This window comes from Acinetobacter sp. NigerLNRRAM0016 (assembly GCF_054112845.1).
In genome coordinates this window covers 163,737-184,981 of sequence record NZ_JBSYVT010000004.1, presented here as the reverse complement: position 1 = coordinate 184,981, position 21,245 = coordinate 163,737, and the positions used below count along the sequence as shown (strand labels likewise).

The following is a 21,245-nucleotide window of genomic DNA, read 5'->3' as shown; positions in this document are numbered from 1 at the left end:
ACAGAGATTAATTCTTAATTTTTTAAACAGGTTATTTTCTGCCTAAGCCCATACTTAATGTATAAGAGAATTGTATTTTTGGTTCAATGTGTTCCACAACCTCACCCTCACGATTCTTTAATTCTTCTCCTGCCCCAATCCCCACACTAAACGTACTGATTCGATCTCGATCCAACAATACATATGCAAGATCTACACCTGCACCTAAACGCGTTTCATCTTTATTGTCCACTTGCTTACTGGCAATATGCCCTGCATAGACGCCGACATAATACCCGTTTTTATCCTTCCCAGTGAAATAGTAAGGATATCTAAAGCCAAGCTGTGCCCCAAAAGGTGAATCATCTGTTAAGAAAAAACCCGCCTTGGCATAAGCTATCCCGTAAGGATTGACCCATTCGGTATTTAAATGCACCAACTGTTGGGTGACTCCTGCACCTATATTCCACATTCTGGCACTCTCAGGTGTCAATTTGGCGTCTGGCAGATAATTTTGATCCTGTGCATAAGCAGTATTGAATAATGTTATCAATGCTAACAAGGGATAAACTCTTGTCATTATTGTCACCTTTGTCCTTATTTTAATTGTGCATGCATTCCAAATTTTTTGCATGTTTTTGACTTTAACAGAATTGTTTCTAATCTTATATACAACGCCTGCTGTTTTTACTGTCTAAAAGGTCAAAACACCCTGTTGCAATAAAACAACCAAGCCCAGAGGTGTTCCCGTAGATAAACATTATCAAAGACTCTGACTTGGGGTAGAATAGCGCCTTCCTGATTCTCCCCCACTGTGTAAGTCAATCGCGTATGAAGCAGCACTTTCCTTTAAAAAATGTCCAACAAGAAAAGCGCATTTATCGCAATCGAGTCTTTATCTCTGTCGGGATTGTCAGCTTCTTTATGCTGTTGTTGGTTGCACGCTATGCCTATTTGCAAATTATGCAATATCAGCAATTTTCAACTGCATCGGACCAGAACCGTATTCGCTTGCAACCGCTTGCCCCTGCACGTGGTTATATTTATGACCGTAACGGGATTTTATTAGCGGATAATTATCCCGTCTTCACCGCGACCATGAGCCGTGCAGATGTGGACGATATTGACGATACAGTTAAGCGCCTCACCCCAGTTTTAAGTCTGACTGATGAGGATATTGAGCGCTTCCTGTCACGCATTAAAACCTCGAAAAAAACCGAACGCGTATCTATTAAACTGAATTTGACAGAAACCGATATCGCCAAATTCAGTGAGGTGAAATTCCAGTTTCCCGGGGTCAATATAGAGACTCAAATGACCCGCTATTATCCACATGGTGAGCTGTTCGCACATGTGATTGGCTATGTGGGTCGAATTAATGACAAAGAACTCAAAAGCATTGACAAAGACTTGTATGCGGGAACCAACCTGATCGGAAAAATCGGGGTAGAAAAGTCTTATGAAGAATTGCTGCATGGTGTTCCGGGCAATGAATCTGTGGAAGCCGATGCTCACGGGAACGTCCTACGTCATTTAGGACGTAAAGAACCTGTACGTGGTAATGATTTATATCTTTCACTGGATTATGGCTTACAAACTGTTGCAACCGAGCAACTGGCGGGACGTCGTGGTGCGATTGTTGCCATGGACCCGCGTACAGGAGAAATTCTGGCGCTGGTTTCCAGTCCAAGTTTTAACCCAAACCTTTTTGTCACAGGCATTAGCCATACCGACTATAGCGGCTTACGCGACAATTTGGATCAGCCACTGTATAACCGTGCCGTACAAGGGGTATATCCACCGGGTTCTACCATTAAACCGATGTTTGGTTTAGGGGGGATTCACTATGGTTATATCGACTGGGGCACAGCGATTTCCGATCACGGTTACTTTACCCTACCCGGCGATTCACATAAGTTCCGTGACTGGAAAAAATCAGGTCATGGTGTGGTGAATCTGCATAAAGCCCAAGTCGTCTCATGTGACACATTCTATTATGTGCTCGCATACCGTCTGGGTATTGAGAAAATGAACTCGTGGATGCGCCAATTTGGCTTTGGTCAAAAAACTGGTGTGGATTTACCGAGTGAAAGTGAAGGCCTCTATCCAAACCCAGACTGGAAAATGCGTACCCGAAAAAGCAAATGGCTCAAGGGCGAAACCATCTCCGTGAGTATTGGTCAAGGTGCTTTTACTGCAACACCATTACAATTGGCTATGGCAACAGCCATTACCGCCAATCATGGAGCACATGTGATTCCACATGTATTGCAAGCCAGTAAAGGGGCGAAACCGCATAAAGTACTGAATGCACCTGATGGGCATATCCTGTTTAATGGTACAGATGAAGACTGGGTCAAAATGCGTGATGCCATGGTCGATGTGATTGAAACAGGTACTGGTCGAGGGATTCGTACCCCGATATATAAAATTGCAGGTAAAACTGGTACAGCACAGGTTAAAAGTATTGCACAGGGTAAACGCTATAATGAAGCGCTACTGACTGAGCGCCAGTTAGACCACGGTTTATTTGTCGGTTTTGCACCTGCCGAAAATCCTGAAATTGCGATTGCGGTGGTATGGGAAAATGGTCGTCATGGTGGTTCTGCAGCGCAGTTAGCCCGCCCTGTTTTTGACTATTGGTTATTGCAACGTAAAAAGAACCCGATTAAACCTGAAGGGCATCAAATTAGTGGTGGCTTAATGACTGCAGGAATTAAGCCTGGCGAATTGCCAAGTGGTACAACTCCCCCAGCAGCAACTACTCAGGCACGCCCAGCGACAAATACTCAGGCGCAACCAGCGACCGCTACTACCCAAACAGCCCAACAACTCGCTACAGCTACCACCCAAGCTGCACCTGTGGCAGCTGCGGAGGATGTCGAATAATGAAAAATCAACTCAGAATTATTGGCGGAGAGTGGAAACGCCGCCAACTCGCCTTTGCCAGCATTGACGGATTACGCCCGACCCCAGATCGAGTGCGTGAAACATTATTCAACTGGCTCATGTGGGATATTCAAAATGCGCAAGTTCTCGATTTGTGTACCGGTTCTGGAGCTTTAGGTTTTGAGGCTTTGTCTCGTGGTGCCAAGCATGTGACCATGATTGAACCTGACCGTACACAGGCACAGTTTCTGAAACAGAACATACAATTATTAAAAGCAGAGAATTGCCTGTTAAAAGTCACCACGGCACAACAAGCCCTATCGACGTTGAAATCTAACTTTGATCTGGTTTTTCTAGATCCACCTTATAGCTTGGATCTATGGGAGGAGCTGGCAAAACAGGCTGATCCGCTGATTGCTGAAAACGGTTTGATTTATGTCGAAGCAGACCGTGATCTGAACAGTCTGAATCTGCCAGCAACTTGGCAAGCAATGAAGCAAACCAAGGCTGGAAGCGTACGCGCGGCTTTATATAAGAAAGTCACAACAAATTAATCTTGATGCAAAGATCAACCCGTCATTGCGCACTGAACTTTGACTGGGCTTTGATCTTGCTCTGTAAGTTATACACAGACACCAAAGTCATTAACGCGGTGCAGGCCGGTTATGATCGTCATAGTCATTATTATTCATATGATCATGATGATTTGAATCTGGTCGATGATCCGAGTCATGGTGCTGCGGAGGACCATTATGATGGCGATGGTCATAATCATCGTCATACCATAAACATCCTGTGAATAATGTTGCAGTCAAAACCAACAGCATAATATTTCTAATCATTATTTTGCTCCAGCCTTTGAATTTCATTTTTAATTATTTATGATCAGCTGCACCGACAGGCATTTATTTTGTTTATTTTCTGTTCGGAGTTAAACTAGCAGATCTTGCTGTAAAAAGCAGTTGATAAAAATACGCAATTTAAAAAACCAGAGGGAGAATACAGTCTCCGTCTGGTCTCAGGATACTCATAGCTCAATTAATGGGTATCGGATAAAATCAACTGTGGGAGATGAACCATTTTTGTCCATATATTTTTGATGAGACGGTTCTGGTTGATAATCAGTTTGTTGGAGCATTGGACTCGAATATGATTTGTCCATGCCAGTACTATTTGACATACAACCCATCATCAAGCTTGCAGTCAGTACAAGCAATAAGGTTGCTTTAATCATTTTCAATCCCCTTTTAACTAGGGTCGAATCTTTATTATTCACCTTATCTATAGACCAGAACTTTTAAATTTGTGCATTTTTTGTTCTATTTCTTGTCATATGTCAACCCGATCGCAAGAGATTCGCTTTGCGATGAATTAGTATCAGACGCTCAAGATTCTGCTGCCTTGCTCAATTTTTCATTTTATTTTGCCCAATATATCCTCTCAAAATCCTGTCAAATAAAAGTTTCTGCTTCCCCTTATTTGACTGAATGGATTGACGCAAAACTACGCCTATCACAAAGTGAACCCGCGTTAATGTGGCAGAGGTTTAGTCTGTTTATAGTTCGGGCGATCAGGTCGATGACTCGGTGGACGATTCTCTGGAGGTCGATTCTGTGGTGGGCGATATTCTGGACGTCCATTCCATTCATAGCCATACGAAGGTCGACGATGATCATAATCATAGCCATATGAATAGCGATGATCATGGTCATACCAATCGTCATCGTACCAAACACATCCCGATAACAGCATAACCGACAAAGTAGAGAGCAAGACTAGTTTTATCATTATATTCCCCTTGTCTACTGGGTATTCTCTTTCATTATTCAGAAGAAGCATGGATAGAAAACAAACAACATGTTCATTTTTTGTTATAGCCTTGCTTTCAGTTTCTTTGAGACTTTTATGCATTCGAGTCTATATTTTATACCATCCAAAGCATATCGACTGTAACACTCTTGATGGATTTGCTGTGTGCTTTACAGTTCTATGAGATTGCGCAAGCCAGCTTGAGCTATTCTCTCTGTCTTTCACAGATGAAGAAACATCTGCCAAGTTTCCACTAAAATAGATTATTAATTTTCAATATGTTGAATTTATAATCAATTTATTCAATTTAGAAATATTTCCTTACAAGTCAAACCAGATTACTTAAGCGAAAAAGCACTGATTTTTCTGCTGTTATGTTTTTTTTCAGTAAGCGCATCTCATTCAATTTAATGCAATTGAAATATTTGAATACAAATTCTGCCGAATGTTTCCTCCAATCGTTACTTAGGCTACACAGTTTGCACATTATTGTATTATTCACGTAATTTATTCTGTTTCGCTTTGTAGCTTGAATTGCCTGAAATGCCCTGAATCCTTAGCATGAGTCCTGTTCTTACTTAAGTGATGATAAGTAGAACAGCTTTAATTTTTATCTCATTTATAACTCAGGATGCCTATTATGAAATTAACTCATATCCTACTTGCAATGACTTTTGCTGCTGCCACAACAACGACTTTTGCTGCGACACACGAGCATGCTCAAGCAGAAGAAAAAGTGATTGTTTCAACTCAAGAACAGCCTACGACTGCTGCGGGCGAAGGTACAGCGGCTCAACCAAACACAACACCTGCAGCTGATTCTGCAAGTGAAGCGACACCTGCTCAATAAGGTCGCATAAACCAGTTTTTCTAGAACTTTCACTCCACCTCATTCACTCGAAAGCTCTAGAAAATCGCAGGTGATTCAGATTGTTCTGATTCACCTGTTTACGTTTAGGAACCGCCAAAACTTCAGAAACCTCGACCATGAAGATAGTTAATTATGATGATTCCCATGCGATCAACTATCATTAAAAATATAATAAGTCATTTTAAATCAATAAAATATTAAAAAAATAGAAACCATCTTCGGCCTTATTCATACTAGCTCTACACTATGGCATAGCTTGTTTACAGCCTGCGCTTGACCGTTAATAGCCACATTGTGAATGGATTGAATGGAATTCGCTGTGAGCACAAACAAGACTGAATTTATGACAGAAGTGGCAATCCTTGGCGCTGGTCCAGTAGGACTAACACTTGCCAATTATTTAAGCAAGCAAGGCGTACAGGTCACTGTCATTGAACAACTGGATCAACTGATTGATTACCCGCGTGCCATTGGTATTGATGATGAGGCATTGCGCACCATTCAATCTTTAGGGTTGGTGGAGCAAGTATTACCGCATACCACCCCTAACCATGCTATGCGTTTTTTAACGCCTAAAGGTCATTGCTTTGCAGATATTCAACCTTTAACCCGCGAATTTGGGTTCTCACGTCGAAATGCCTTTATTCAACCGCAAGTGGATAATGTGTTGCTTCAAGGATTGAAGCAATATCCAAAAACTGAAGTGCTATTTTCACGTCAACTGATGGAATTTAGCCAAGATGCGCAGTCCGTAACACTTAAAATGCAGAATAAACAGGGACAAAATGAAGTCGTTAAAGCGCAGTATCTGATTGCTTGTGATGGTGGAAACTCTGTTGTTCGTCGCACATTAAATATCGGCTTTGATGGTAAAACAGCACCTAACCAATGGATTGTGATTGATATTGAAAATGACCCATTGGCAACACCGCATATCTATTTATGCTGTGATCCTGTGCGCCCGTATGTCTCGGCTGCTTTACCGCATGGCATTCGTCGCTTTGAATTTATGGTGATGCCAGGTGAAACCCAAGAAGAACTGAGCAAACCAGAAAACATCAATAAACTGTTGGCCAAAGTCTTACCGAATACCCAAAACATTGAAGTAATTCGTCAACGTGTCTATACCCACAATGCCCGCATTGCAGGGAAGTTTCGTGTAGATCGAATTTTACTGGCCGGCGATGCTGCCCACATTATGCCTGTGTGGCAAGGTCAAGGGTATAACAGTGGTATGCGTGATGCCTTTAACTTAGGCTGGAAAATGGCCTTGGTGATTCAAGGCAAAGCAGGTCCTGAACTCTTAGACTCTTACCAAATTGAACGTAAAGATCATGCCAAAGCCATGATTGATCTTTCCGTGATGGCAGGTCATGTCCTCGCGCCACCTAAAAAATGGCAAGGTTTTGTCCGTGATGGAATTGCCTATGCACTAAACTATATCAAGCCAATTAAACAGTATTTACTGGAAATGCGCTTTAAGCCGATGCCGCAATATCATGATGGCGTACTGATTCCAAATACGCAAAAGAACTCGCCTGTGGGTAAAATGTTTATTCAACCCAAAGTGCAATTGGTCACAGGTGAACAAGTGCTGTTAGACGAAGTGATTGGCAATGACTTCGCAATCTTGGCTTGGGGGGTAGACCCACAATGGGGCTTATCAGCAGCCAGCATGCAGCAATGGAAAAAATTGGGGGTGAAATTTATTCAAGTATTACCTGCAATTCAGCTGCAAAACGAGAAGCGCAAACAATACGATGGTGTGATTTGTGTGGGGGATATTGGCACTAAAATCCGCACGTGGTTTGGTCGTACCAATGACTCGATGGTGATTTTACGCCCTGACCGCTTTGTAGCCGCACTTGCGATTCCACAAAGTGCCGATCAGATTAGCCAAGCCTTGTTCACGAAATTACATAGCAAAGCTGAAGCGAATCAGTTAATTGCCTGAGCTCAACCCTGATCGAAGACAAAGCCCAGAACACATTCTGGGCTTTTGTTATTGCTAAAAGCAATTATTCAATAGCATCGAACCAAGCAATCCCTTGCACCGAGGCTCGGCTTTTCATCTGTCTTAAAAAGGGTTTGGCTTCTTCAAAATACGTGAGCAGCTTAAACGCCATGGCATAGACCAACCAATACGCCAAATATAAATCTGCGGCTGTACATTTTTCTCCCAACAAATACGGTTTCGCCTGACTCAAGCCTTGTTTTAAAAACTGGAATAAGCGTTGTTCATCACCAAAACTTAAGCCTGACTTTTTACTTTCAATCAGATCCGCTGCAACGTTCAGATTTTTTACATCCATATATTCAGTTAATGGACCATGGATAAAGAATAGCCATTTCAAATACGCACCACGTTTCGGGTCATTCAGTGCTGGGGCAAAATCTTGCTCAATATACTTATCCGCCAAATAGGCAATAATCGCAGGCACCTCCGTGACCACGATATCAGCATCAACCAAACAAGGTACTTTTGCCATTGGGTTAATAGCCAAATACGGTGCTTGATGAAGATCTTCATAGCTAATATTGATCAGTTCAACCTGATCTTCAATGTTCAGTTCTTTTAGAAAAGGCAAAATGGTATTACCGCGCGATTGCGGATTGGTATACAACTGCATCATTGTTATGCTTCTACTGTTGTTATTTTGCGCTACCTTAGCATAGCTTGAACCATAACAACGTGGTTGTTCTGTCATCCATGACTTTCGCTGCTGCTAGAGTTTGCAATCCCAAGCTTAGAGAATGCCTGTATAGAATTGTTCTTTTAAGATTTTTAAAATGAGTTCAATCGCTTCACTGCGCTGTTCCTTACGATAACTGGCGTACAAACCAATGGTCGGTAAAGGTTCGATGGTGTTCTTTACCACAATTTTATCGCCCAATAATGGAATGACATAGGCTGGTACTAGACTCCAACCGACCCCCATCCCCACCAAATTTACATTGAGCAAAATGTTGGTGGAGTGCTGAACCACATTCACATTGAGTTTGGATTGTTTAAAAAAATCCTGAATGATTTTATACAACTGCGGCGAAGCCCCTTCATCGCTGATAATAAAATCTTGCTGATTGAAACTCTTGATGCTGACATGCCGTTGTGCGGCTACAGCTGAGTCTTTCGGGACAATCAATGCCAAGGGTTCATTAAAGATTTGTACATATTCCAGTTCACTGGATTCATCAATATAGCGGGTGAATGCAATATCAATGTCGCCTTTCTTTAAGGCTTTGAATTGGTCTGCATCGGTCAGGCTGTGGAAGTGAATTTTCAAATCAGGAAAATGCGCGCGGATATTGGGCATGATGTAAGGAAAAATCTTCATCTCGGCGACAGGCACGAAACCAATATGCAGTTGGTCTTTGCTCATGTTTGCCACTTTCCGAGCATCGTGAATGGCTTTTTCTGCATGTTCCAAACTGAGTAAGGCTTCTTTCAAAAAGGCTTTACCTTCTTCAGTCAGTTCAACTTTACGGTTGGAGCGCACCAATAACTGTACTCCAACTTCTTGTTCCAAATCCTTGATTTGTTGACTCAAAGAAGGTTGTACTGTACACATGCGTTGCGCTGCTTTGGTGAAATTTAGCTCTTCAGCCACTGCAACAAAATAGCGTAAATGACGTAGTTCCATCTATGTTCTCCTTAATGTTGAACGCGTACAACTTGAGCTGCCACTTTGACCCGATACACCCATAGTGTCACTAAAGTCATTCCAGCACAAAACAGATACGTTGCGGTATAGCCCCAATATGCAATCAATAATCCCATGATCACGGAACCTACTGCCAAACCTAAATCAAACAGGGTGAAATACGTGGAAATGGCATGTCCGATCCGTTGTTTGGGTACACTTTGAATGGCCACCGTTTGCAAGCACGGAAACAAGGTGCCATAGCCAATGCCTATGAGCACAGCCGATAACCACAAGACCCATGCCTGATGCAACTGACTCACCACCGCTAGCCCCAATGCAAACAGTAGAAAGGAGGGATAAATCACGGCACTGGCACCTTTCTGGTCAAACCAACGTCCGACCCAAGGGCGAACAAAAATCATAGAACAGGCAAACACCAGAAAAAATGTACTGGTATATGCCATCAGCTGTTTGGTTTCAGTATAAGCCGCAATAAAGCTCATCACACTCGAATAAGCAAAAGCCGTTAATAGCGCCACCACACCGACCGACAACACTCGAAACTCAATAATATCGTGTACCGTTAAACTGGAAGATGCGGGTTCGATTGAAGATTGCTGCTCATCATCCTGAACTGGAATGCAAAGGCAGAATAAAAACCCGATGGTAATTAATCCAGAGAGGACAGCAAACAGCACAGTAAAACTGGCATATTGGGTGATGGATAATGCCAGCAAAGGACCAAAGACCACGCCTAAATTGGTCGACATCACAAAGTAGCCCATGCCTTCGCCTCTGCGTTGTTCAGGAATAAATTCATTCGCCACAGGTACGGTCACAGTGGTCAAAATACTGAACCAGATGCCATGAATAAAACGCACCAGGAGCAGGCTCCACATGCTGTCAATCCATAGATAACTGAAGGCAAACAAGACAAAGAGAACTTCCGAGCCACGGAAGCTCAGCTTCTTGCCAATTTTTTCCGAGATCAGTCCTGAAAATGGACGTACTAAGATGGAGGAAATTAAAAATAGCGTCAGCGCCAAACCGGCTTCTTTTACCGACCCACCCAAATCTCTCATGATATAGACAGGAAGAATCGCCAACATCGCGAAATAATAAGTAAATAAAAACAGGTTATTCAGTACACAAAAAATAAATGCCCGATTCCACAGCCGACTTTCATGCAGGTCCGTCGTCATTAGGAATCTACCTGAGGGGTGACATTTATCCGAGCAGGTTGCAGCACTAGATTTAGCAAAGCTTGAATATAAGCTTCATCAGGCTGTCGGTTAAAGAAAATCATCTGATAATGAATTGGGGCATATAAAGTGTCGAGCATCAGTTCAAAAGGGTAATCAGCTCGAATCTCGCCTTGCTCAATCGCCAGTTGAATCAACTTTCGGGTCGCTTCACGGCGCGGCAATAAGTACTGACTAAAAAACTCCCCTGCCGCTTCGCGATGTTCCGATAAAACCACCATCAAGGCACGCCCTATTGGACGGTTCAATGCATGCGATAATTTTAATAACTGCTGTTTTAAATTAAATTCCAGACTTTGCGCATAGTCCAGTTCAAACACCGAAGCCGTTTCTTGCTTAAAGGCTTCAAAGACCAAATCAGATTTGTGCTTCCACCAGCGGTAAATGGTGGATTTACCCACACCTGCCCGTGCGGCAATCTCTTCGACTGTCAATTTGCTGTATTCATAGTCTTCCAAGGCTGCAATTACGGCATCCAAAATACATTGCTTGCGCCGAGAAGTTTTTTCCAGCTCTGACATAGCTCACCACATAAACGAAACGATACGTATCGTTTTATAATAATCTAAATATTAGGTATGTACCAGCCAATTAAGACCAAGGACTAATGATTTAGAGAAAGGTTAGAGATAAAAAAACCCGTGAATCTGAAACTCACGGGTTGCGCTTAAACAAAGCTAAATTTTAGCTCGGTGTCGACGCCTTTTTATAAATGCTGCAAGATGGGTGGTGGTTCTCTTGTAAACGCGCCACTTTACGTTGTTCCGCAGCTTCAAAGCGGCAACGTTTCCATTCATTGCTTAAATCCAATGGTGGAATCTGTTTTGGCTTACCTGTTTCATCCACGGCAACCATGGTGAAATAACAGCTATTGGTATGGCGAATAGTACGCTTTTGAATATTTTGCGCTTCTACACGAATACCAATTTCCATAGAGGTACGACCAACATGGTTCACACTGGCAAGGAAGGTTACAAGTTCGCCAACATGAATCGGCTCTTTAAAGTTCACCTTATCAACCGATAGTGTCACAACATAACTACCTGAATAGCGGCTTGCACAGGCATATGCCACCTGATCCAGCAACTTTAAAATAGTTCCACCATGGACATTACCCGAGAAATTTGCCATATCTGGAGTCATCAATACAGACATGGTCAACTCCGACTGATCATCTAAAATTGGAGTAATTTGATCTAATGGGGACATCGCGTTCTCTAGACTCTTACAAAGATAGTAGAATATGTGGTCATTATTATATAACTTTTGTCGTAAATAACATGTTCAAATCGGCAATAAAGTCATCATTATTATTTATAGTGATTAGCACATCATTCAGTAAAATATATATTAAAGCAGTCTACTTTAATTTAAACTCATAATTTCATTATATTTATTTAGAATAATATTGATTTCAGCTTCACTTGCCTTGAAGTTGATGCATCAATATGAATCTGCATGAAACGATGGATTCAGCCCAATTTTATAGGTTTTAAGAAATTTTAAGGGAATTATGTAGCATCGATTTCAATGACGCTCAGCATTTCTCGACAGACATGGTCATAACTGAGTTGAGTTGTAACATCTAAATCAGCGCTGATTTGGTAGGAACCATCGCAATGTAGCGCCACAATTTTGAATAACATATTTGGAAGTGATGCCAATTTTACGGTTTGACCCAATTCAAGTTGTTGTAAAGACATGGATGCTGTTTTCATTTTTAGGAGAAGAAGAAAATTTTAAAGTGCAGTATATTGAGCAAGAATATCACTGTAAATAAATTTCTTTAAACAGCATCATCTCTGACCATTTTAAAATAAATTAATTTATTTCAATAGATTATAAAAATACAATTTAAGATAAGTTATGTGATTTATAAAGTTTATTGTCTGACGACTCATCATCTTGTACTGCAAGTTTTTGCATATAAATAAGGAGGCTTTTAATATTCCCCTTTTCAGTCATGCCTTAATTCTTCACAGTAAATTGAGGAATTTTATAACCGTGTGAAAAATTCTGCTGATCAAACACTTTGAAAATACTGCTCAATTGTTTGTCCGCAGCCGTAACACCTGCTTGCATGGTTTCTTCACGCCCGCGCACATCAAAAATATGTGACTTTTCCCTTAAATCGGGTTGTATCACCACATCGGCATGTTTCAGTTCTTCTTGTGCTAAACGGTTTTGCATAATGTTGATATTCTGGTTGAACAATCCCCAGACATTACTGGTTTCGGTATGTTCAGGCTGCGCCAAGATATCCACGGCAATCACAATATCTGCACCCAACTCACGCGCCACATTCACAGGCACTGGACTAACCAAGCCACCATCAACATATTCCTCACCAGCAATTTTTGTTGGAATAAACATGCTCGGAATCGAAACAGAAGCACGCACGGCTTGCCCTGTATTGCCATAATTAAATACGACCTTTTTACCTTCTCTCAGCTCAGTGGCCACCACGTACATCGGAATTTTCAAGTGTTCTAAGGGCGTACTCAAGACTTGTTCATTGACATAGTCTTCCACCTTTTGACCATCAAAAAAGCCTGTCATGGCTAACTTCACATCACGCACATCATTCGCCTTCATATTCAGCGCAATGTCGCGTAATTGCTGTGCGTTTTTTCCACTGGCATAAATGGAACCGACCACACTGCCGGCACTGGTGCCCACAATCATATCGGGATGAATGCCATATTGTTCTAGCACTTGAATCACACCAATGTGGGCATAGCCTCGCGCCCCACCACTCCCCAGCACCAATGCCACAATAGGACGGTGTTCAGTTTGCTTCAGTTTTTTAAAATCGACACGATCTGCTTTGACCTGAGCCTCAACCTGTATTTGCTTGGAAGGGTTCTGATTAAAAGAAAATAGCGATGACTGAGCCATGGCTTGCCCTGAAAACATGCAGATAATGCCAATAACTAAATTAGATTGAAGCAATTTCAAGGCGGACTAAACTCTCTGATCGGGACTGATGGTTATTCTATGCAAACGACAGTTTTTCACTGTTGCATTTCGTAAAAATGTCATCTTGCAGCATTAAGATAATGAAGAAAAACCGTAAAATCATGGAGACTGTGCTGCATTTTCGCAACTGAGTTTCAATTCACCTGCTTAGATGGTATTTTAATACGGATAACAAGACCTTAAATAAAAAAAGCCAGCCTTGCGGTTGCAGACTGGCTTCTTCAAATTCAGATGATTGGTTGTATTACCAAATATCAGAATTCACTTTATCTTTAAATTTCGGATGATTATCCAGCTTAAATTCTGGTTCTTTAATGCCTTGCTTCAACTGCGAGGTATAGTCTTTCAACAGCATTAATGCAAAAGGTGTTAACAACAGAATTGCAAACAAGTTAATGGTTGCCATTAAGCCCATAGATAGATCGGCCATAGACCATACCAATGGAACACTGGTGATGGCGCCGAAGTACACCATAAACAACACCAGTAAACGGAACACAAAGATCACTTTACGGTTATTGTTGATGAACTGCATATTACTTTCAGCATAGGCATAGTTACCAATGATGGAAGAGTAAGCAAACATAAACAGAATGATCGCAAGGAAGTCATCGCCCCAGCTACCAATCTGACTTACCAGCGCCATCTGAGTTAACTGTACACCCGCAAAACCTGCATCATGGTACAACCCTGATGACAAGATGATGATAGCAGTACATGAACACACCACGAAGGTATCGACAAATACACCCAGCATTTGTACCAAACCTTGGTTTACAGGATGTTTTACATCAGATGCTGCTGCCGCATTTGGTGCAGAACCCATACCCGCTTCATTCGAGAATAAACCACGTTTAATCCCCATCATCATTGCCATAGATACCATGGCACCAAAGAAACCACCTGCCGCAGCATCAAACTGGAAGGCATGCGAGAAAATCAATTGGAAAATGTCTGGCAAGATTGGCAAGTTTTTCACAGCAATGTACAACGCAACGGCCAAGTACATCACCGCCATGAGGGGTACAAAACGTTCAGCAACCACTGCAATACGCTTAATCCCACCAAAAATGATGACACCTGTCATGAACACTAAAATGAGACCCACCCAAGAAATTTCAAAAGAGAAAAGTCCCAAGTTCAACATGACATTGGCTTTATCCCAGCCCCATGCATGTGAGGTTGCATCAATAATCGAGTTGGCTTGTACTGCATTGAACACGAAACCATAGGCTAAAATCAGGGACAGTGCGAAAACCACACCCAACCATTTTTGTTTTAGGCCTTGGGTAATGTAGTATGCTGGACCACCGCGGAATTGCTGGTTCTGTGTATCACGAACTTTAAATAGCTGTGCAAGTGATGATTCAACGAATGCCGAACTCATCCCTAAAAACGCAGTAAGCCACATCCAGAACACCGCACCAGGACCACCAATAGCAATCGCAATCGCTACACCTGCGACGTTACCCACACCAACACGGCTCGCGAGACCTGTTACAAAAGCCTGAAACGGGGTAATCCCATGATCATCATCGCCCTCTTTACGGCTTGATTTCATGACCTTGATACTGTGCAAAAATAAGCGAAGCTGTACCCCACCCGTAATTAAGGTATAGAACACCCCAACCACAACCAAAAATACAACCAGAAAGTTCCATAAAGGATCATTCAGCATTTGTACCCATGACATCAGGGTCGCATTTAATTGTTCATCCATTTTCTTATTCCTTAAGACTCAGCAGATATTGTTTGGCAATTCAAAAAAGGCCTTGAGAACAAGACCTTTTGCTATCACTTAAGCGATGAACTTAAGAATAAGTTGAATTACAGTTGCATTGATCAAGTCAACAAAGAATGCGCCACAGAGTGGAACAATCAGGAAGGCTTTATGTGAGGCGCCATACATATTGGTAATGGCTTGCATATTGGCAACTGCAGTTGGGGTAGCACCCATACCAAAACCACAGTGACCCGCAGAAAGGACTGCTGCATCGTAGTTTTTGCCCATCACACGGAAAGTGACAAATGCGGCATACAATGCCATGGTGATGGTTTGCGCACCTAAAATGACAACCAATGGACCCGCAAGGTCTGCCAGTTGCCATAATTTTAACGAAAGCAATGCCATCGCCAAGTACAATGACAGTGAAGCATTACCAAACACATCAATCGCACGGTCAAAAATACTGACTTTGAATACACCTTCAAGGATGTTACGTAAAATTACGCCACCACCCAAAGTCCAAACAAAGGTCGGAAGTTCAAACCATGTGCCTTTACTAAAGCCCGTCATGAATTCAGCAAAAGCCAAACATGCTGCAAACATACCTAAAGTGGTAATTGCATTGTCCGCAGTAATTAAACGCACTTGATGCGGATATTCAAACGGAGCTGTTTCTTCTGCTTCTTTCTCGGTCATTGGCGTATGATCACGCTTTTCAATTTGCGCATCAGTTTTTGCTTCAGCCAATTGATAACGGTTAATCAACATTTTTGCCAAAGGACCACCGATTAAACCACCGATAATCAAACCAAAAGTCGCACTTGCCATACCCAGAGCCAAAGCACCTTGAATACCATGTTCAACTTCTAGAATTTCGCCCCATGCACCCGCAGTACCGTGACCACCCGTCAAGGTAATTGAGCCTGCGATCAAACCGATGAGTGGATCAATACCCAATAAAGTCGCGAGACTGATACCGACAAAATCTTGAACCACAATGAATGAAGCCACAGCGATCAGGAAGATCACCAACCCCATACCACCTTCTTTCAATTTGGAGAAGTTTGCACTTAAACCAATCGAAGCGAAGAAAATCAACATGAAGCTGGTTTGCAGTTCACTACTGGTACTAATGCTAAAACCCCAGATGTTGTACACGACTAGGGAGAGAATAGCCGCGACCAAACCACCAGCAACAGGTTCAGGGATATTATAACGACGTAAAAAGTCGATATGATTCACAAGGAATCGACCCAACAACAATACAATGACTGCTGCAATCAGCGTATAAAACGCATTAAAAGTAAGTGCCATAATTCTTGTCCGTCAATTTTATCTGTTGTTATACAGATAAATAATAACGCCCTAAGTATGAAAAGCTACAAGCGGCAATTTGTACAAACAGTGAAACACTCTGTACAGCATCCGCGTGCAGGTCCAACTTTTGAGCAAGAGAATTTAGAAGTTGTAGCGTGCCATTGCGCCTACGCGATTATCTTTCCCTTTTACCCCAGAGAAAGTTTCACGCTCACCATAAATATATTCCACCCCAAGCGTGACAGGCGTCACGGGGTTGTACATCACATTGAGCCAACCTTGTTGTAAGGTTTTGTTCTGTACGCTATCTGTCACAGCCAAATAATCAGCAAAATCATTACTGTCATTTGCCAACATCAATCCATAGCCCAAAGTACCCCGTACTTTCGGGTTAAATTGATAAGTCGTACCTACAGTTAAGGCATCGAATTCATTTAAGTTTAGATCTGTCGTTTCAGGTCCAACGTTATAAGCCGTATTGGTATAGAGCAGGAATTTATCATCCCCTTTGACATGCGAATAATCACCCAGCACACGGAGCTGATCTGTAACTTTATAGCTTGCGCCTAAACCCACACCCCAACTAAAAGCAGTCTCATTATCCGCTTCGGTTACGCGTAATTCCTGTGCCAATAAACGTAGTGATGATGTTCCTTTACCCGCAGCAAAATTCTGTTTCAGTTTCGCAGTTAATGCGGGGAAACGATTGTCATCACGCCCTTTTTCCAGACCTAAAAAATAGGAGGTGTCTGTACTTAATTTATTGCTATAACGCAACATGGGTGTACGGAAAGTACCGATGCCCAAAGGCGAGTTAAAATCTAGCATTTCTGGCTGTAAATCTGTCGCTAAAAAGCTAGACGTCGTTTGACCAAAGAGCCAATGATTAAGGGTTAAGTAAGCATGACGGATACGGAGCGAATCATTGCTGCCGCGAAAATCAACTTCGACTTTAGCACCAAGCTCTTGACCTTCAATCGGTGTTTTAAAATCCAAACCGAAACGGGTTGTGGTTGCGGTACTATAAAAACGGTCTTGTGTTTTATTTTGATCTGCGGTGTTATCTAATGACACTGCATTAATACGGTTAAAAATGGCATTGCCACCGTCAACTTGATAAGACGCATCCCCACGGACAAACCCATATAATTTGACTTCTGAACCACCTGCGGTTTTAAACTGCAAAGGCGATGATTTTTCGCTATTGGTTGCTGTCACAGCAGAAACTACAGGCGTTTTCTCAACGGCTGGTGATGTTGTCGTAAGTGGTGCTGATTTTGCTACCACCGATGCTTGTTGTACTTGTGGAAAATTTTGTTGAATCAAAGCTTTGAGTGCTTCAACTTCAGCTCTTAATTGTGCAATTTCCTGTTGCTCAGCAGACGCCGCGTGAGTCGCTGTCATCATCAAAGTCGCTATGCTAACTGCTAAACTTTGTCGAATCGCAGGCTTCTTCATGAGGGGTAAACTCATTCCAAACTCCTTGTTCCTTTAGTATTTTGCATGTTCATCAAGATCTATTTGTATCGGGTAAACAAATAGATCCATACGACCATATCAATTTCACAATTGATAACTGTCGAAATGAAAGCGCAACATTATGCTGCCTTTTGCTCAAAAGTTTTATTATTTTTTATAAACTCAGTTTTAATTGATTCTAATTTAATCTAATCGCTACCTTTCAAAACAACCTGTTTTAGCGGAACCATTATGCTAACTTATTGTAAAAATAAATAAAAAAAAAGAGGCATACGCCTCTTTTTTTCAACAGCACTGTATATTTTAGAAATTATACATCGCCACCACATTTACACGATTTTCTTCACCTGTTTTGCTGGTTAATGGTGTAGTCGCATTTGGTGCCGAGAAGGTCTCACGCTCACCATACGTATATTCAAGTCCTAGGCTGACTGGTTTGATCGGGCTATAGAATACGTTTGCCCACGCTTGCCATAAATCCTTATTTAATGCACTCGGGATACCAGAAGCATTGATATAATCTAAATCTGTATCATGGTTCATATAACCATAACCCAATGTACCACGCCACTTCGGATTGAACTGTTGGGTAATACCTACAGTAATCGAGTCAAACTCACTTTGTTGAATATTCCCATTGCTATCAATTGCATAACCTGGGTTCGACCAAGAAACAAAGCTGCTGTCACCTTTGACATGGTAATAGTCGGCTTTTAAAGTGGTGCTTGGTGTTACATTATATTTAGCACCTAAACCTACACCCCATGCCAAGTCATTATCATCTTTAGTATTCTTCTCTGCCAACATTGTACGTGCAGTCACAATGCCTGCATTATCTGCAAACTTATGATTAAAACGCGCACTAAGTGCAGGTAAACGTGTTTGATTATCAGGATCAGAACCTAATGCTGTCACAGTTGTAACGTTAGTAATGCCCGTTACTTGTTGAGTAGCTGGATCTTTTACTACAACAGTTTTCGTTCCTGTTGTGTTATCACTATATTTAGAATCTTCAAGTGCAAAGATTAAATTGGTTTGTGGGCTAAAGGTGCTGGTATAACGCACTTGAGGTGTACGTTTAACTGCACCACCAACATAACCTAAAGCATCAATTGATTCTGGCATATAGTCAGGTACGGCAAAGTTCGACCATGTTTGACCAATCAACCAGTTTGCATACGTTAAATAGGCGTGACGGATACGTAAAGTGTCATTGGCACCAAGGAAATCAACTTCAACCTTACCCGCAACATCACCACTTTGGGTTGGAGTTTTAAAATCAAAGCCTAAACGTGTTGCAGCCAAAGTTGATTTGAAAATATCACTGTTACCCGTTGTACCTTCTAAAGCAGCTTTATTAATTTGGTTATATGGATGCCCTTTGTTTGGACCACCATCAATCTGATAAGTTGCATCTGCACGCACATTACCGTAGAAGTTAACTTCCGCACCACCAACCGTAATCCCTAGACCTTTTTTCTCTGGAGCTGGTTTTGCAGGTGAAGTTTGTGCCGCAACTTGAGCTTGATAATTTTGCTGCTGCACATTCATTTGCTTTTGTTGCTGTGCATATTGTTCTAACATGCCACGCAACTCTTGAACTTCTTTACGTAATTGTTCAACTTCCGTATTGGTATCTGCCTGTGCCGTTCCCGCTACTACTACACCCATCGCCAAAACTAATGTTTTTAAACGTACAGACATCTTTTGAGTCGTCATCCTAAATTCCTTATCCATCACTGTGTGAATTATTGGTTGTTCATTCCACTGAACATTTCTTGAGCCAAAATGTGACAGATAAGTCTAATATCGACTATATATGCTTTAGTCGAAGCCTATAATTTTGTTTTTTATACAAATTACCATTCCGTTTGCACCGTAAATCAGGCTAAACCGTTGTCTTTTATACATAAGTATTGAATAAATATTCAAAAATAATGAATTATGGTTCATTATTTCAAATTACCTGCCTCTCCTATCTGGAAATTTTGATCAAAACTCATACCTTTAAGGTATTAAAATCAACCTATTAAATGTCTTTTTTTCTTGAATTCATACCTGAATATTTCATCCAGAACTGCAAAAAACGTCCGTTTTACTCATCTATAGCTTGTTACAGGGTCATTCAACCGAGCACGCCTCTTTAAAATGCATGATTCCCAAATTAAGAAAACCTGTCATTTAGATTCCATAGCGAATTGGCAAAATTTTGATTTTGAGCACTAATATAGGCTTCTAGACTTAGAGACCATGCAGCATACAAAAGCAATTCTAAAATGCCGTGTAGCTTGCAAGCTGAACTGATTAGACTGGGTAGGAACAAAACAAAAAAGGCGTAATTAAATTTACGCCTTTCGCATTCAGTTAGCGCTTAAATCGGCTGATTAAAGGTATCGCAATCTTTTAAATTGCCTGACTTCAAGCCTGCTTGGAACCACTTCATCCGTTGTTGACTAGAACCATGGGTAAAACTGTCTGGCACCACCTGTCCTGTTGCCTGTTTTTGCAGATAATCATCGCCAATTTTCTGTGCGGCATCCATGGCTTCTTCAACATCCCCTTGTTGTAAAAATTGGGTGCGTTGTTGATTGTGATACGCCCAGATTCCCGCTAGACAATCGGCTTGCAGCTCCTGACGCACTGAGAGTTGATTGGCTTCTACTCGTGAAGTTTGTGTGCGGGCTTTATGGACTTGATCTGAGATTCCCAATAAATTTTGTACATGATGCCCAACTTCATGCGCAACCACATAAGCCTGAGCAAAATCTCCAGCTTGATCTTGGCGGGTTAATTCAGTCTGATTTTGCTCACCACTAATGCCCATTTGCTGACGCATGTCTTTAAAGAACGTAGTATCAATATAAACCTTCTGATCTATCGGGCAATAAAAAGGTCCCATCGCCGCCTGAGCTGCACCGCAGCCAGAATTCACCGCACCTGTAAACATCACCAGTTTGGGCGGCGTATAAGACTGATTTAACTGTTGCTGAAATACCAAATTCCATGTGTCTTCGGTATCTGCCAACACTGTCCCAACAAACTCCATAGCTTCTTGTTGCTCAGGCGTTGGATTATCCAAACCTTTGGTTTCTGCCACTGAAGTCTGCTGGGTCACTTGCTGCGTAGCTTGATAAGCTTGCTGCGGATCTACACCAAAAAATTTCCATGCAACAAAGGCAACGACCAGCCCCAAAATACTGATCCCCCCGACTTTACGGGCACCACCGCCACCACGGCGGTCTTCAATATTGCTACTGACACGACGACCTTTCCATTGCATAGCCGTATTC

The 21,245-nt window shown here is 41.8% G+C and carries 20 protein-coding genes; 4 read left to right on the top strand and 16 right to left on the bottom strand.

Annotation, left to right across the window (positions count from 1 at the left end; genetic code table 11):
• Window positions 1-31 precede the first annotated feature (31 nt).
• Window positions 32-559, bottom strand: coding sequence for a hypothetical protein (locus tag ACWQ4X_RS04920; RefSeq protein ID WP_457902906.1), 528 nt, complete (start codon window positions 557-559; stop codon window positions 32-34).
• Window positions 560-810: 251 nt separating this feature from the next.
• Between ACWQ4X_RS04920 and mrdA the strand changes: the two genes are divergently transcribed.
• Together mrdA and rsmD are read left to right on the top strand one after the other, a co-directional pair.
• Window positions 811-2,868 carry a penicillin-binding protein 2 gene (gene mrdA / locus ACWQ4X_RS04915; RefSeq protein WP_457902905.1) on the top strand — a complete coding sequence of 686 codons (2,058 nt, stop codon included), beginning with the start codon at window positions 811-813 and terminating at the stop codon, window positions 2,866-2,868.
• Window positions 2,868-3,422 carry a 16S rRNA (guanine(966)-N(2))-methyltransferase RsmD gene (gene rsmD, locus ACWQ4X_RS04910; RefSeq protein WP_457902904.1) on the top strand — a complete coding sequence of 185 codons (555 nt, stop codon included), beginning with the start codon at window positions 2,868-2,870 and terminating at the stop codon, window positions 3,420-3,422. The genes mrdA and rsmD overlap by 1 nt, the downstream gene beginning before the upstream one ends.
• A gap of 90 nt (window positions 3,423-3,512) precedes the next feature.
• Here rsmD and ACWQ4X_RS04905 read toward each other — a convergent pair whose 3' ends face one another.
• From ACWQ4X_RS04905 to ACWQ4X_RS04895, 3 genes are all read right to left on the bottom strand, one after another.
• Window positions 3,513-3,710: a hypothetical protein gene (locus tag ACWQ4X_RS04905; RefSeq protein WP_161932555.1), complete on the bottom strand. Its 198-nt coding sequence runs from the start codon at window positions 3,708-3,710 to the stop codon at window positions 3,513-3,515.
• A 185-nt stretch (window positions 3,711-3,895) separates the two neighbouring features.
• Complete coding sequence (locus ACWQ4X_RS04900) at window positions 3,896-4,102, bottom strand: hypothetical protein (RefSeq protein ID WP_457902903.1); 207 nt, start codon at window positions 4,100-4,102, stop codon at window positions 3,896-3,898.
• A 296-nt stretch (window positions 4,103-4,398) separates the two neighbouring features.
• Window positions 4,399-4,656: a hypothetical protein gene (locus tag ACWQ4X_RS04895; protein ID WP_457902902.1), complete on the bottom strand. Its 258-nt coding sequence runs from the start codon at window positions 4,654-4,656 to the stop codon at window positions 4,399-4,401.
• A gap of 661 nt (window positions 4,657-5,317) precedes the next feature.
• On the opposite strand from ACWQ4X_RS04895, the gene ACWQ4X_RS04890 reads away from it, so the two are divergent.
• Together ACWQ4X_RS04890 and ACWQ4X_RS04885 are read left to right on the top strand one after the other, a co-directional pair.
• The gene (locus ACWQ4X_RS04890; protein ID WP_457902901.1) at window positions 5,318-5,527 is read left to right on the top strand and encodes a hypothetical protein; all 210 of its coding nucleotides are present in this window, start codon (window positions 5,318-5,320) and stop codon (window positions 5,525-5,527) included.
• Between the two features lie 328 nt (window positions 5,528-5,855).
• Window positions 5,856-7,502 (top strand): bifunctional 3-(3-hydroxy-phenyl)propionate/3-hydroxycinnamic acid hydroxylase, encoded by a 1,647-nt coding sequence (locus ACWQ4X_RS04885; protein ID WP_457902900.1) that lies wholly within the window; start codon window positions 5,856-5,858, stop codon window positions 7,500-7,502.
• 64 nt (window positions 7,503-7,566) lie between these two features.
• Here ACWQ4X_RS04885 and ACWQ4X_RS04880 read toward each other — a convergent pair whose 3' ends face one another.
• From ACWQ4X_RS04880 to ypfJ, 12 genes are all read right to left on the bottom strand, one after another.
• Window positions 7,567-8,178 (bottom strand): glutathione S-transferase family protein, encoded by a 612-nt coding sequence (locus ACWQ4X_RS04880; protein ID WP_457902916.1) that lies wholly within the window; start codon window positions 8,176-8,178, stop codon window positions 7,567-7,569.
• A 117-nt stretch (window positions 8,179-8,295) separates the two neighbouring features.
• Window positions 8,296-9,189: a LysR substrate-binding domain-containing protein gene (locus ACWQ4X_RS04875; RefSeq protein ID WP_241627793.1), complete on the bottom strand. Its 894-nt coding sequence runs from the start codon at window positions 9,187-9,189 to the stop codon at window positions 8,296-8,298.
• 11 nt (window positions 9,190-9,200) lie between these two features.
• Window positions 9,201-10,394, bottom strand: coding sequence for an MFS transporter (locus tag ACWQ4X_RS04870; RefSeq protein WP_457902899.1), 1,194 nt, complete (start codon window positions 10,392-10,394; stop codon window positions 9,201-9,203).
• Complete coding sequence (locus ACWQ4X_RS04865) at window positions 10,394-10,975, bottom strand: TetR/AcrR family transcriptional regulator (RefSeq protein ID WP_457902898.1); 582 nt, start codon at window positions 10,973-10,975, stop codon at window positions 10,394-10,396. Before ACWQ4X_RS04865 ends, ACWQ4X_RS04870 begins: the two co-directional genes overlap by 1 nt.
• 163 nt (window positions 10,976-11,138) lie before the next feature.
• Window positions 11,139-11,663 (bottom strand): acyl-CoA thioesterase, encoded by a 525-nt coding sequence (locus ACWQ4X_RS04860; protein ID WP_100240930.1) that lies wholly within the window; start codon window positions 11,661-11,663, stop codon window positions 11,139-11,141.
• Window positions 11,664-11,965: 302 nt separating this feature from the next.
• Window positions 11,966-12,157: a hypothetical protein gene (locus ACWQ4X_RS04855; RefSeq protein WP_457902897.1), complete on the bottom strand. Its 192-nt coding sequence runs from the start codon at window positions 12,155-12,157 to the stop codon at window positions 11,966-11,968.
• A 265-nt stretch (window positions 12,158-12,422) separates the two neighbouring features.
• Window positions 12,423-13,352 carry a patatin-like phospholipase family protein gene (locus ACWQ4X_RS04850; protein ID WP_457902896.1) on the bottom strand — a complete coding sequence of 310 codons (930 nt, stop codon included), beginning with the start codon at window positions 13,350-13,352 and terminating at the stop codon, window positions 12,423-12,425.
• Between the two features lie 325 nt (window positions 13,353-13,677).
• Entirely contained in the window at window positions 13,678-15,153 is a 1,476-nt protein-coding gene (locus tag ACWQ4X_RS04845) for an alanine/glycine:cation symporter family protein (protein WP_457902895.1), read from the bottom strand.
• A gap of 78 nt (window positions 15,154-15,231) precedes the next feature.
• Window positions 15,232-16,473, bottom strand: a complete 1,242-nt coding sequence (gltS, locus tag ACWQ4X_RS04840) for a sodium/glutamate symporter (protein WP_142769261.1) — start codon at window positions 16,471-16,473, stop codon at window positions 15,232-15,234.
• Between the two features lie 144 nt (window positions 16,474-16,617).
• Window positions 16,618-17,949, bottom strand: coding sequence for a DcaP family trimeric outer membrane transporter (locus ACWQ4X_RS04835; protein ID WP_457902894.1), 1,332 nt, complete (start codon window positions 17,947-17,949; stop codon window positions 16,618-16,620).
• 309 nt (window positions 17,950-18,258) lie between these two features.
• On the bottom strand, window positions 18,259-19,674 hold the full coding sequence (locus tag ACWQ4X_RS04830) for a DcaP family trimeric outer membrane transporter (protein ID WP_457902893.1): 1,416 nt from the start codon (window positions 19,672-19,674) through the stop codon (window positions 18,259-18,261).
• Between the two features lie 652 nt (window positions 19,675-20,326).
• The gene (gene ypfJ, locus ACWQ4X_RS04825) at window positions 20,327-21,235 is read right to left on the bottom strand and encodes a KPN_02809 family neutral zinc metallopeptidase (protein WP_457902892.1); all 909 of its coding nucleotides are present in this window, start codon (window positions 21,233-21,235) and stop codon (window positions 20,327-20,329) included.
• Window positions 21,236-21,245 lie beyond the last annotated feature (10 nt).

Bases quoted from the DNA above. Each gene is read 5' to 3' on its own strand.
- ACWQ4X_RS04920 (WP_457902906.1), bottom strand. From the start codon at position 559: ATGACAAGAGTTTATCCCTTGTTAGCATTGATAACATTATTCAATACT.
- mrdA (WP_457902905.1), top strand. From the start codon at position 811: ATGAAGCAGCACTTTCCTTTAAAAAATGTCCAACAAGAAAAGCGCATT.
- rsmD (WP_457902904.1), top strand. From the start codon at position 2,868: ATGAAAAATCAACTCAGAATTATTGGCGGAGAGTGGAAACGCCGCCAA.
- ACWQ4X_RS04905 (WP_161932555.1), bottom strand. From the start codon at position 3,710: ATGATTAGAAATATTATGCTGTTGGTTTTGACTGCAACATTATTCACA.
- ACWQ4X_RS04900 (WP_457902903.1), bottom strand. From the start codon at position 4,102: ATGATTAAAGCAACCTTATTGCTTGTACTGACTGCAAGCTTGATGATG.
- ACWQ4X_RS04895 (WP_457902902.1), bottom strand. From the start codon at position 4,656: ATGATAAAACTAGTCTTGCTCTCTACTTTGTCGGTTATGCTGTTATCG.
- ACWQ4X_RS04890 (WP_457902901.1), top strand. From the start codon at position 5,318: ATGAAATTAACTCATATCCTACTTGCAATGACTTTTGCTGCTGCCACA.
- ACWQ4X_RS04885 (WP_457902900.1), top strand. From the start codon at position 5,856: ATGGAATTCGCTGTGAGCACAAACAAGACTGAATTTATGACAGAAGTG.
- ACWQ4X_RS04880 (WP_457902916.1), bottom strand. From the start codon at position 8,178: ATGCAGTTGTATACCAATCCGCAATCGCGCGGTAATACCATTTTGCCT.
- ACWQ4X_RS04875 (WP_241627793.1), bottom strand. From the start codon at position 9,189: ATGGAACTACGTCATTTACGCTATTTTGTTGCAGTGGCTGAAGAGCTA.
- ACWQ4X_RS04870 (WP_457902899.1), bottom strand. From the start codon at position 10,394: ATGACGACGGACCTGCATGAAAGTCGGCTGTGGAATCGGGCATTTATT.
- ACWQ4X_RS04865 (WP_457902898.1), bottom strand. From the start codon at position 10,975: ATGTCAGAGCTGGAAAAAACTTCTCGGCGCAAGCAATGTATTTTGGAT.
- ACWQ4X_RS04860 (WP_100240930.1), bottom strand. From the start codon at position 11,663: ATGTCCCCATTAGATCAAATTACTCCAATTTTAGATGATCAGTCGGAG.
- ACWQ4X_RS04855 (WP_457902897.1), bottom strand. From the start codon at position 12,157: ATGTCTTTACAACAACTTGAATTGGGTCAAACCGTAAAATTGGCATCA.
- ACWQ4X_RS04850 (WP_457902896.1), bottom strand. From the start codon at position 13,352: ATGGCTCAGTCATCGCTATTTTCTTTTAATCAGAACCCTTCCAAGCAA.
- ACWQ4X_RS04845 (WP_457902895.1), bottom strand. From the start codon at position 15,153: ATGGATGAACAATTAAATGCGACCCTGATGTCATGGGTACAAATGCTG.
- gltS (WP_142769261.1), bottom strand. From the start codon at position 16,473: ATGGCACTTACTTTTAATGCGTTTTATACGCTGATTGCAGCAGTCATT.
- ACWQ4X_RS04835 (WP_457902894.1), bottom strand. From the start codon at position 17,949: ATGAGTTTACCCCTCATGAAGAAGCCTGCGATTCGACAAAGTTTAGCA.
- ACWQ4X_RS04830 (WP_457902893.1), bottom strand. From the start codon at position 19,674: ATGACGACTCAAAAGATGTCTGTACGTTTAAAAACATTAGTTTTGGCG.
- ypfJ (WP_457902892.1), bottom strand. From the start codon at position 21,235: ATGCAATGGAAAGGTCGTCGTGTCAGTAGCAATATTGAAGACCGCCGT.